The sequence below is a fragment of the Streptomyces sp. NPDC001027 genome (assembly GCF_040299045.1).
In the GTDB taxonomy this organism is placed as follows: domain Bacteria; phylum Actinomycetota; class Actinomycetes; order Streptomycetales; family Streptomycetaceae; genus Streptomyces.
The window spans coordinates 233,215-243,457 of sequence record NZ_JBEPBI010000001.1; the positions used below are offsets into that span (position 1 = coordinate 233,215).

Below are 10,243 nucleotides of genomic sequence, written 5' to 3' on the forward strand. Positions count from 1 at the left end.
ACGGGGTTCAGGTCCGCCTGAGAGCGCGCACCGGCTCTCCGGGCTTCCAGACCTGGGCGACCAGATACGTGTCGTCCTCGACGTAGGTCCGCACGACCTCCGTCAGCTCGGTGCGGAAGAGGTGGAACGGCTCCGGCGGTTCCACCTCTTTCACATACGCCGCCTTCACCCGCGCGTCGTCCACCTCGACCGCCCGGCCGGTGACCCGGACGTCGCCGTCGCCCGGCCCCGTCCCCTCGCCCGGGTTGGCCTGGAGGCTGAAGCGGGGGTCGCGGCGCAGGTCCAGCGCCTTGAGCGAGTCAGGCATCATGCCGAGCCACAGCTCGCCGCCGACGAAGTGGACCTCCAGGCCGCTGGTGCGGGGCGAGCCGTCCCTGCGGAGCGTCGCGAGGACATGGTGCCGGAAGGCCTCGAAGCGCTCCCGGGTGATCTTCGCCAGATCCGGCGCGGCCGCGGCGAAGGCCGCCCAGGTCCCTGTCTTGGGGCTCTCAGTCATACGGCGAGTGTGGCCCCGATACCCGACACCTTGTGTCGGTGTTTCGCGTGGGTCCGCTGCCGGTCGTAGGTGCTCAAGATGTGCACCAAACATGACGGGAATCGTCATGTTTGCATAACGGCTCTGCCCTTTTGTGTTGACCGACGGTAACTTCCGCATCGTCAAGCAACCCAGTGCTGGAGGATCTATGCACGGGCCCACGCCGCCTGCCCCCCTGTCCACCGACCGGCTCCAGTTCGCCATGCCGCCGATGCACGAATCGGTGGAGGACGAGCGCCTGCACCGCAAGGAACGGCTGGCGGGCGCGGTGCGCCTGTTCGGACGGCTCGGCTTCGAGGACGGCGTCTCCGGGCACATCACCGCCCGCGACCCCGAGTTCGACGACTGCTTCTGGGTCAACCCCTTCGGGATGCCCTTCCAGCACGTCACGGTCAGTGACCTGGTGCTGACCAACCAGGACGGGCAGGTCGTCGAGGGCCGCTACCACGTCAACCAGGCAGCCTTCACCGTGCACGCCCAGGTGCACGCGGCACGGCCCGACGTCGTGGCCGTCGCGCACTGCCACTCCGTGCACGGCCGCGCCCTCGCCGCCCTCGGCGAACTGCTCGACCCCATCACCCAGGAGAGCTGCGCGTTCTACGAGGACCACGCCCTCTACGACGCCTACACCGGGGTCGCCGTCGACGCGGAGGAGGGCAGGCGCATCGCCACCGCGCTCGGCTCCCGCAAGGCGCTCGTGCTGCGCAACCACGGACTGCTGACGGTCGGCGACTCCGTCGACGCCGCCGCCTGGTGGTTCCTGTCGATGGAACGCTCCAGCCAGGTCCAGCTGACCGCCAAGGCGGCGGGCCGTCCCGTCCTGATCGACCACCGTGCGGCGGTGGCGACCCGGGAGCAGCTCGGCGGCGACCTGGTGGCGTGGATCAACTACCAGCCGCTGTGGCAGGAGATCAGCCGCAGCCAGCCCGACCTGCTGAGCTGACCCTTTCTCTCCCCTCTGTCCGCGCTGCCCTGCACGGCTCTGCTCTGTCGGGCCCTGCACGGCTCTGCCCGGTCCGGCTCTCAAAAACCCTGCAGCACCACGGCCTTCGTCCGGGCGAACTCCTCGTCGGTCAGCACACCGTCCCGGTGCAGCTCGCCCAGCTCGCGCAGCCGGCGCAGCAGCACGTCATGGTGGTCGGCCGGCGGCGGGACGGACGCCGTGCGCCGCCGCGCGCGGTCCGCACCCCCCGGTCCGCGCCCCCGTCCAGGTCCTTCGCCCGCGTGGCCGGCCTCCGGCAGGGCGCGTGCGGAGGGGTGCGGCAGCCGGGCGGTGACCGCCGTCGCGACCAGCGCCGTCAGCAGGTCGCGGCTCACGTTGCCCCACAGATCGAGGGCGTACGGGTCCTTCTCGGCCGGCAGCTTCGAGTGCACCGTCTCGCGGGTCACGAAGCGCAGGAAGCCGTCCACGAAACCGGAGTTGGGCAGCCATTCGACCTGCACCACGTCCCCGACGTCGAGCACCCTCGGCCCGGTCGCCCGCTTCACCCGGTCCGAGGTCTCCGCCCAGTCGACCCGCACCTGGACGCCGTCGAAGGACACGACGCCGTCGGAGGACCGCACCGAGACCGGGACCGGCGGACCCGGAAGGAGGTACGCCGCGGTCGGCTCGCCCGGGATCTGGTCCAGCAACAGCGCGTGCCGGATCTCCTCGGCGAGGTACTCGGCGACCCCGCAACGATCCACGTCCACGGTGAGCCGGTAGGGATCGGCCGCGTCGGGCAGCCGCCCGCCGGTCGCCTGCAGCAGCGGATCCGCGCCCTCGCGCAGCCGCATCCGCAGCCGCCCGCGCCTGCGTTCGGCCTCGTAGACGATCCCCGCGACCGCCTCCAGAGGCACGGCGATCTCTCCGTACGTCTGCCGGAACAGCGGCACGGAGCGGTGCAGCCCCGGTGTGATCCGGATCGTCGCGCCGTCGAAGGCCCAGGTCCCGTCCCGCTGGATGATCTCGGCCATACGGAAATTCTCGCAGCCGGGTCAACACCGTCCTTTACGCTTCACCCCCGCTGACCAGACCTGACGGACACCTAGGGGGTGCCGTAGGGCACAATTCGACGGCATCACAGGGGAGTTGTTCACAGGGTGGCGGCCCGGCCCGCTCAGGGTCCTTCGGGGACCGCCATCCGATCGGGTCGCGGGGAAGGCGGGCGTCGGACGTGGCGGTGCAGGAGGCGAGACAGGGCGCGAGCCCCGGAGCGGGAGCGGGCGTGCACGACGGCGGCTGCACCTGCGGGGACTGCCCGCACGGGGCGCGTGAGGGACACCGGCGCGCGGTCGCGGCGTTCCTGGTGAAACGGGACGGCTACGCGGCCGGGCAGGGCCTCCCCGCCGCCGTCGCCCACTCCGTCTCCGCCTCCCGTCAATGGGTCTCCGAGGAACTGACGCAGTCCGCGGAGCTCGTCGCCGAACGCGGGCGCGCCGAGGGCGAGGCCTGGCTCGGCCGTCTGTGGCTGCGCACCACGGTCGCCGTGTGGGCGGCGGTCGTCGTGCTGCTGCTGGTCCAGTCCCTGACCGCCGTCGGCGCGGGCTGGACCGCCGCCCGCACCGCCGGACTCCTCGCCGCGCTCGTCGTCGCCGGCGCGCTCACCGCCGCCTCCTGGTTCCACCGGGCGCGCGGCGGTGCGCTCGCCCCCGTGATCGGCGAGGACAACCGTCTCTCCACCTCCCGCGCGGTCGCCGCCGCCTGGGTGCTGCTCGTGGCCTACGCCGTGCTGGTGCTGGCCGGACGGCTCGCCGCCGCCTCCGGCCCCGCCGAACGCGACGCACTGATCGCCGGACTCGACCTCGCGCGCGGCGCCGGCACGGTGACCGTCCTCGCCGTGGTCTGCGGCATCGCCGTGCTCGTGCGCCGCGTGGTCGGCCTGCGCGTCCTCGCCCAGCGGCTGCAGAAGATCCGGGCGCATCGCCCACGCGCCGCCGACCTGCTGACCGACGACTCCGGCCGCGGCGCCTTCGCCGACATCCAGTACGCGGTCATCGGCGGCGTCGCCCTCGTCTTCGCCGGCGTCCGCCTGGCCCGCCGCCCCGACCAGCTGCCTGACCTGCCCTGGGGGCTCGCGGTCGTGGTGCTGATCTCCGCCGCGACCTACCTCGCCGGCAAGTACGCCGAGGGCGGCCGCCCCGTCATCCTCTCCGTCGTCCGCTCCCGCGAGGCCGGCGACCTCGACGCGCCGATCCGCACCGGCGACGACATCGAGATCCGCGGCGCCGGCTTCGTGCCGCCCGGGGCCCAGAGCGCCGACCGGCTCTCTCGCATGGTGGTGCGCATCGGCCCCGTCCACGTCCATGTGCCGCTCGTGCCGGTCACGGGCGGGTTCAGCAACCCGGCCGACTCCGTGCTCACCGTCCCGGTGCCGGCGGACGTGGAACCGGGGCGGGCCGAGGTTCAGGTCGTCACGGCGGCCGGGGTGGAGACCAACCGGTACACGATCGACGTCACCGAGTGAACGGCCTCGCCGGAGTGAACCGCCGGACCCCCCTACCCGTGCACGCACTTGAGCGCACCCCCCATTTCGTACGTATGGTCTGTCGAGGGGTCCACCACTGCGGGCGAGAGGCGGCTACGGGCGATGACTCACAGCATGCGGACGGACGCATACCCTCCTCATCTCGACGGCGGAGGCCATGGCTGGCGGGACACCGCCACCCGGTACGCCCTCCTTCCCCTGCGCGTCTTCCTCGGCGTCACCTTCATCTACGCCGGTCTCGACAAGCTGACCGACAGCGCCTTCCTGAAGGACAGCGGCGCCGGCTCGATCGGCGAGACCATGCGCGCCGTCCGTGACTCCTCCGCCATCCCGGCCCTGGTGGACATGGCGCTGAAGAGCCCGGTGGGCTTCGGCTACGCGATGGCCTTCGGCGAACTCGCCGTCGGCATCGGCGCCCTGCTGGGCATCCTCACCCGGCTCGCCGCGCTGGGCGGGGCCCTGATCTCGCTCAGTCTGTGGCTGACGGTGAGCTGGGCCGCCGAGCCGTACTACTACGGCAACGACCTCCCGTACCTCATGGCATGGCTGCCTCTCGTCCTCGCGGGCGCGCCGGTCCTCTCCCTCGACGCCGTCTGGCGCTCCAGGCGGCGTCGGCGGACCGGCGGCCTCGGCTAGGACCTGTCGTTCGGATCACGCTGCAGACGCCGGGTGTGGCACGCGCATCTGCCGCGTTGTCGTCGGTTGCCGATGCTCCGCATCGACGCCCTCCTCCGCCTTGCAGCTGCACGCACCACACCCCGCTCACCGGCGCCGAACAGTCCCGTTCGTCACCTGCGGCCTGATCCAAACGACAGGCCCTAGCCGGCACCGGGGCGCGCGGCCCGGACGTCGAGGGCTGCGGCGGCTGCGGCGGCTGCGGCGGCGGTCAGGGCGTCGCGTTCGAGCCGGGCGCGGCGGGGCCGGACGCGGTCGGGCCGGTGCGGTGCGACGACCCGCGTCGTCTGCGTATGCTCCGGGCCGTCATGCCCGCCGCGCCCGCCAGACAGAGGCCGCCGGTGACCAGCGGGATCAGCACGAACCACGGCGTCTGCCACAGACCGCCCGCGTCCCCGGCGAACAGGACGCCCGCGAAGACGAACACGGCGCCCGCCACCAGCCTGCCGGGCCTGAAGTCATGACGCAGCACGGGCCACCTCCACCTGTCCGACTCCCACGCTCAGGTCGAGATCGATGGTCCCCTTCGCCGCCGTGCCCGGGACCGGCGACAGGGTGACCTCCTTGTGCTTGCCCGGCTCCACGTCCACGTCCTTCTCGTCGTCGCCGGGCAGCTGGATGTCTCCCAGCCCCACGTCGATCCGCACCTTCACCGTCGCGTCCGGCGGGACGATCACCCGCAGTCGGCCCGCGCCCACCTCTGCCTCGGTGCTCACCGTCTCGCCCTTGGCAGGCACCAGCCCGGAGAGATCGAGAGTGCCGTCTCCGGCGCCCAGGTCGTAGGCCGTCTGTACGTCCGCCGCTGTCAGGGGCCGCCATGTGGTGTCCGTCCAGTGCGTGCCGATGTCCTTCGGCAGGACGGCCGCGCCGGCCAGCAGCCCCGCCGTGACGATGGCGAGGAAGACCGACCCGGCCCCCGTCCGCCCCAGGAAGGAGCTGACCGCGATCCCGGCGCCGAGCACGATCAGCGCTGTCGCGAGACCCGCCTGCAACGTGGTGCCCAGCGGGTGGTGGTCCCAGGAGAGCCGGGTGACGAGGCCGCCCGCGAGCAGGGCGAGCAGGAAGAGCCAGCCGCCGATCCAACGCGGCCCACGCGGTTCGGCGCGGGTCGGGCGGGGGGTGTGCACGGCCTCCGGGCCGGGTCTGTGTCCGACGAGGTCGACGTTGATCGACGACGCGATGTCCCGGCCGCGGGCGTCCCAGGGGCCCCACAGGTATCCCGTGCCGCCGTCATGCGTGCCGTCCTTGACGATGGGGTCACGCCACCACGAGGGGTAGGCGGTGGGCGCCGGCGGCGCCTTGGCCTCCGGCGGAGCGTCGGCCACGGCCTGGGCGGCCAGCGGGTCGGGGTCGAAGGAGTCCCGGTGCCGCGACCAGTACCCCGCGCCCGCGAGCAGCAGGGAGACGACGACGGCGAAGGCCAGCACGCTGCCGTTCTTCAGCATCGACAGCAGCACTCCGCAGCCCACCAGCGCGAACAGCACGGCCGCGAGGGCCTGGCCGTCCACCCGGCCGGTCAGGAGCTTGCGCACCTCGTTCTGCTCGTCGTCGGCGTAGGGGACGAAGAGCCAGGCGAACCCGTAGAAGATGAGGCCGACGCCACCGGTCGCGGAGAGCACGGCGAGCGTGATGCGGAAGATCACCGGGTCCATGTCGCACTGACGCCCGAGGCCCGCGCACACGCCGGCGAGCACCTTCTGCTCGCGGTCCCGCCGGAAACGGGGAGGAAGGGTGCCAGCCCGCCCGGCGGCTCCCGACGAGCGGCCGCCGGTGCCCGCTTCGGCGCGGGACGCCGCCGCGGCGTCCGTCGCCGCCTTGACGGCCGCCTCCGCTTCCGTCATCGCGTCCGCCTTCGGGGACCGGCCCCGCGGGGTGCGGGCGTCTTCCGCCCCGCCCTGCTCTCCCTGCGCGTCCTCCTGCTCTGGCCGCGCGTCCCCCTGCCGTCCCTGCGCGCTCTCCTGCTCTGCGTGCGGGCGAGGGCTCTCACCTGCGGCGCCCGGGGCGCCGGGGGACGAGGCGGCCGCGTCGGACGCGGCGCCCCCGTCGGGCACGGCGTCCGCGGCGTGCTGGTGATCTGTCATGACTCCATGGTGGCGGTCGGGCGGCCCCCGCGGCAGCCGGGACGACCCTGGTCGGACCCTGATATCGGCCCTGACCCGGGGCGGGGGAGGCGTTCGACGGGCGGCGGCGTCGAAGATCAGGGGCGTCTCGGGGGCGAACCCTGATGCCCTGCCACGCGGCCCATGTGACCATCATTGGCATGCCGGAAGCCGCAGCAGCGCCCCTCGTCGAACCGCGGCCGCCGCGCAAGCTCTACCGCAGCAGCGACGGACGCTGGCTGGGTGGCGTGGCGCGGGGGCTCGCCGGGCATCTCGGGCTGCCCGTCGTGTGGGTGCGGCTGGTCTTCGCCGGGCTGTTCATGGCCGACGGTCTCGGCGCGCTGCTCTACGCCGCCTTCTGGTTCTTCGTGCCGCTCGGGATCGGCGGCGTCGGCGACCAGAAGCCGCCGTCCCTCGTCACCACCGAGACCGCGCCCGACGGCCGCCGCAGAATCGTCGCCCGCAAGCCGGACAAGGGGCAGATCGTCGCCCTGCTCCTCATGGTCGTCGTCGCCATGGTGTTCGTGGGCAACGTGAACCTGGGCAGCGGCGCCAAGGCGTATCTGCTGCCCGCCGTCCTCGTCGGCGCCGGCGTCGCCCTCGTCTGGCGTCAGGCGGACAACGCCCGCCGGGCCCGCTGGGTCGAGGTCGGCCGAAGACGCCGCACGCTCACGCTGCTGCGCACCGGCGCCGGCGTCCTGCTGGTCACCGCCGGGGTCTCCGGCACGTTCGTGCTGCAGGGCTCCGCCACCCACCTCGGCTCCGTCCTGCAGGCGGCGCTCGCCGTCATCGTCGGCATCACCCTGCTCGCCGGCCCCTACCTGGTGCGCATGACCCAGGACCTCTCCGAGGAGCGGCTCATGCGCATCCGCGCCCAGGAGCGCGCGGAGGTCGCCGCCCATGTCCACGACTCGGTGCTGCACACCCTGACGCTGATCCAGCGCAACGCGGAGAACGCGGGTGAGGTGCGCCGTCTGGCCCGGGCCCAGGAGCGGGACCTGCGCACCTGGCTCTACAAACCGGAGGGCACCGGCAAGGAGGAGGCCGACGAGCCGACCACCGTCGCCGACGCGGTCCGGCGCAACGCGGCCGAGGTCGAGGACAAGCACGGCGTCCCCATCGAGGTGGTGGTCGTCGGCGACTGTCCGCTCGACGACGGCGTGGGCGCACAGATGCAGGCCGCGCGCGAGGCGATGGTCAACGCGGCCAAGTACGGTGGCGAGGGCGGGGCGGTGCAGGTCTTCGCCGAAGTCGAGGGCAGGACGGTCTTCGTGTCCGTTCGTGATCGCGGACCCGGCTTCGACCTCGACTCGATACCCGCCGACCGCATGGGCGTCAGAGAATCGATCATCGGCCGCATGGAGCGCCACGGCGGCACGGCGCGGCTGCGGGCCGTCCCGGGCGGCGGCACGGAGGTCGAGCTGGAGATGGAGAGGGCGGAGAAGACGTCATGAGCGACCCGACCGGCATCAACGGGACGAGCGGCACGGACGACACGACGGGGGCGGGAGCGGGGGCGGCCGAGCCGGCCCGGGCCTCCGGCGACAGCACGGGCGGGCGCCGTGTGCGTGTGGTCCTCGTCGACGACCACCGCATGTTCCGCACGGGCGTGCAGGCCGAGATCGGCCAGACCGAGCAGACCGGGGTCGAGGTCGTCGGCGAGGCGGCGGACGTCGACCAGGCGGTCACCGTGATCACGGCGACCCGGCCCGAGGTCGTCCTCCTCGACGTCCACCTGCCGGGCGGCGGCGGCGTCGAAGTGCTGCGCCGCTGCGCTCCGCTGATGGCCGACGCCGAGCAGCCGGTGCGCTTCCTGGCCCTGTCCGTCTCGGACGCGGCGGAGGACGTGATCGGGGTGATCCGCGGCGGCGCCCGTGGCTATGTCACCAAGACGATCACGGGGACCGACCTGGTGAACTCGATCTTCCGGGTGCAGGAGGGCGACGCGGTCTTCTCGCCGCGTCTCGCCGGGTTCGTCCTCGACGCCTTCGCCTCCACCGACGCCCCGCCGGTCGACGAGGACCTCGACCGTCTCACCCAGCGCGAGCGCGAGGTGCTGCGGCTCATCGCCCGCGGCTACGCCTACAAGGAGATCGCCAAGCAGCTCTTCATCTCCGTCAAGACGGTCGAGTCGCATGTCTCGGCGGTGCTGCGCAAACTCCAGCTGTCCAACCGGCACGAGCTGACCCGCTGGGCCACGGCCCGCCGACTGGTCTGACGGGGGGCAGGACGCCGGGGACAGGACTTCGGGGGCAGGACGCCGACGTACGGCCCTGGGGCGTGTCCGGCCCGGTGCGGCACCGGAAGGTGTTCGCTCAGGACCTTCGCCCTAGACCACCCGCGCGGCGCCCGCGAACGGCATCTCGTCGATCGGCGCCACGCGCACCGGAGCCGACGGGTTCGGGGCGTGGATCATCCGGCCGTCGCCGATGTAGAGGCCCACGTGGGAGATGCCGGAGTAGAAGAACACCAGGTCGCCCGGGAGGAGTTCGGAGCGCGACACGCGCTGCCCGGCGCCGATCTGGGCGTACGTGGTGCGGGGCAGCGAGACCCCCGCGGAGCGGTACGCGGCCAGCACGAGCCCCGAGCAGTCGAAGGCGTTGGGCCCGGTGGCCCCCCACACATAGGGGCTGCCGAGCTTGGAGTACGCGTAGGAGACGGCCGCCGCAGCGCGGGAGTTGGGGGCCTCGGCGGCACCGGAAGCCGGGGACCCGAGGTCCGTGCGCGCGCCGGACGCACCGCGTGAGGCGCGTGCGCCCGTGCCGCCGCCACCGCCCGCTCCCTCGCCGACCCGGGCCCGCTCCGCCGCCGTCAGCCGCGCCAGCAGTGCGCGTGCCGCCTCCAGCTTGCCGGTGATCGTCTCCTTCTGTTTCTGCAGCTCGGCCCGACGCGTCCGCAGCGCGCTGAGCTCCACTCGCGCCGCGCCGCGCAGCTGCTCGATCTCCCGTAGCTGTCCACGCACCTGGGCGACGGCGGCGGACTGGCGGTGACCGGCCCGTTCGGCGAAGGCGGCGCCGTCGAGATAGCGGTCCGGGTCGTCGGAGAGCGCCAGCCGCACGGCGGGGTCGACGCCGCCGTCGCGGTACTGCGCCGCGGCCATCGAACCCAGCGCGTCCCGCGTCGAGTTGAGCCTCTCCTCCTTGCGCGCTGCCTCGTCCCGCAGGTTTCTCAGACGCTGCTCGGCGGCCGTCGCCCTCTCCTTCACGCCGTTGTACTTCTCGGTGGCTTCCTCCGCCTCCTGGTACAGCTTGGCCACCTTCGCCTTGACCTCGGCCGGAGTCAGCTCCGGCTCGGCCTGCCCGGTCCCGTCGAACGCGGTCGCCGTCGCCACGCCCGCGAGGGCGAGCGTGAAGGCGGTACGGGCTGTCCGGCCGCCGAGCGAGCGCTGTCGGGGCTTGCGGTGCGCTGCCACGTGGGACTGCACGTCCTTTCGTCGACCGCCCGGCCCGCCGGGCGGCCACCGGGAC

10 protein-coding genes are annotated in these 10,243 nt (G+C 73.2%); 5 read left to right on the top strand and 5 right to left on the bottom strand.

Annotation, left to right across the window (positions count from 1 at the left end; translation table 11 throughout):
* Positions 1–7: 7 nt before the first annotated feature.
* Complete coding sequence (locus ABT300_RS01145) at positions 8–496, bottom strand: pyridoxamine 5'-phosphate oxidase family protein (protein ID WP_351670202.1); 489 nt, start codon at positions 494–496, stop codon at positions 8–10.
* A 187-nt stretch (positions 497–683) separates the two neighbouring features.
* Here ABT300_RS01145 and ABT300_RS01150 point away from each other — a divergent pair, with 187 nt between their 5' ends.
* A complete protein-coding gene (locus ABT300_RS01150) occupies positions 684–1,478 on the top strand; it encodes a class II aldolase/adducin family protein (protein WP_351670205.1) in 795 nt (264 codons plus the stop codon).
* An 80-nt stretch (positions 1,479–1,558) separates the two neighbouring features.
* On the opposite strand, the gene ABT300_RS01155 is transcribed toward ABT300_RS01150, so the two are convergent.
* On the bottom strand, positions 1,559–2,491 hold the full coding sequence (locus tag ABT300_RS01155) for a DUF4429 domain-containing protein (RefSeq protein WP_351670208.1): 933 nt from the start codon (positions 2,489–2,491) through the stop codon (positions 1,559–1,561).
* A 200-nt stretch (positions 2,492–2,691) separates the two neighbouring features.
* On the opposite strand from ABT300_RS01155, the gene ABT300_RS01160 reads away from it, so the two are divergent.
* Positions 2,692–3,981, top strand: a complete 1,290-nt coding sequence (locus ABT300_RS01160) for a hypothetical protein (protein WP_351670211.1) — start codon at positions 2,692–2,694, stop codon at positions 3,979–3,981.
* Between the two features lie 123 nt (positions 3,982–4,104).
* Positions 4,105–4,638 carry a DoxX family protein gene (locus ABT300_RS01165; RefSeq protein ID WP_351670214.1) on the top strand — a complete coding sequence of 178 codons (534 nt, stop codon included), beginning with the start codon at positions 4,105–4,107 and terminating at the stop codon, positions 4,636–4,638.
* 250 nt (positions 4,639–4,888) lie between these two features.
* On the opposite strand, the gene ABT300_RS01170 is transcribed toward ABT300_RS01165, so the two are convergent.
* Together ABT300_RS01170 and ABT300_RS01175 are read right to left on the bottom strand one after the other, a co-directional pair.
* Positions 4,889–5,149, bottom strand: a complete 261-nt coding sequence (locus ABT300_RS01170; RefSeq protein WP_351670217.1) for a hypothetical protein — start codon at positions 5,147–5,149, stop codon at positions 4,889–4,891.
* On the bottom strand, positions 5,136–6,758 hold the full coding sequence (locus ABT300_RS01175; protein WP_351670220.1) for a PspC domain-containing protein: 1,623 nt from the start codon (positions 6,756–6,758) through the stop codon (positions 5,136–5,138). Before ABT300_RS01175 ends, ABT300_RS01170 begins: the two co-directional genes overlap by 14 nt.
* Before the next feature lie 179 nt (positions 6,759–6,937).
* Between ABT300_RS01175 and ABT300_RS01180 the strand changes: the two genes are divergently transcribed.
* Both ABT300_RS01180 and ABT300_RS01185 read left to right on the top strand, forming a co-directional pair.
* On the top strand, positions 6,938–8,230 hold the full coding sequence (locus tag ABT300_RS01180; RefSeq protein WP_351670223.1) for an ATP-binding protein: 1,293 nt from the start codon (positions 6,938–6,940) through the stop codon (positions 8,228–8,230).
* Positions 8,227–8,994, top strand: coding sequence for a LuxR C-terminal-related transcriptional regulator (locus tag ABT300_RS01185; RefSeq protein WP_351670226.1), 768 nt, complete (start codon positions 8,227–8,229; stop codon positions 8,992–8,994). The genes ABT300_RS01180 and ABT300_RS01185 overlap by 4 nt, the downstream gene beginning before the upstream one ends.
* A 111-nt stretch (positions 8,995–9,105) precedes the next feature.
* Here the strand turns inward: ABT300_RS01185 and ABT300_RS01190 are convergent, their stop codons facing one another.
* Positions 9,106–10,188, bottom strand: a complete 1,083-nt coding sequence (locus tag ABT300_RS01190) for a C40 family peptidase (protein ID WP_351670265.1) — start codon at positions 10,186–10,188, stop codon at positions 9,106–9,108.
* Positions 10,189–10,243: the final 55 nt, after the last annotated feature.

Bases quoted from the DNA above. Each gene is read 5' to 3' on its own strand.
- ABT300_RS01185 (WP_351670226.1), top strand. From the start codon at position 8,227: ATGAGCGACCCGACCGGCATCAACGGGACGAGCGGCACGGACGACACG.
- ABT300_RS01180 (WP_351670223.1), top strand. From the start codon at position 6,938: ATGCCGGAAGCCGCAGCAGCGCCCCTCGTCGAACCGCGGCCGCCGCGC.
- ABT300_RS01145 (WP_351670202.1), bottom strand. From the start codon at position 496: ATGACTGAGAGCCCCAAGACAGGGACCTGGGCGGCCTTCGCCGCGGCC.
- ABT300_RS01155 (WP_351670208.1), bottom strand. From the start codon at position 2,491: ATGGCCGAGATCATCCAGCGGGACGGGACCTGGGCCTTCGACGGCGCG.
- ABT300_RS01165 (WP_351670214.1), top strand. From the start codon at position 4,105: ATGACTCACAGCATGCGGACGGACGCATACCCTCCTCATCTCGACGGC.
- ABT300_RS01150 (WP_351670205.1), top strand. From the start codon at position 684: ATGCACGGGCCCACGCCGCCTGCCCCCCTGTCCACCGACCGGCTCCAG.
- ABT300_RS01175 (WP_351670220.1), bottom strand. From the start codon at position 6,758: ATGACAGATCACCAGCACGCCGCGGACGCCGTGCCCGACGGGGGCGCC.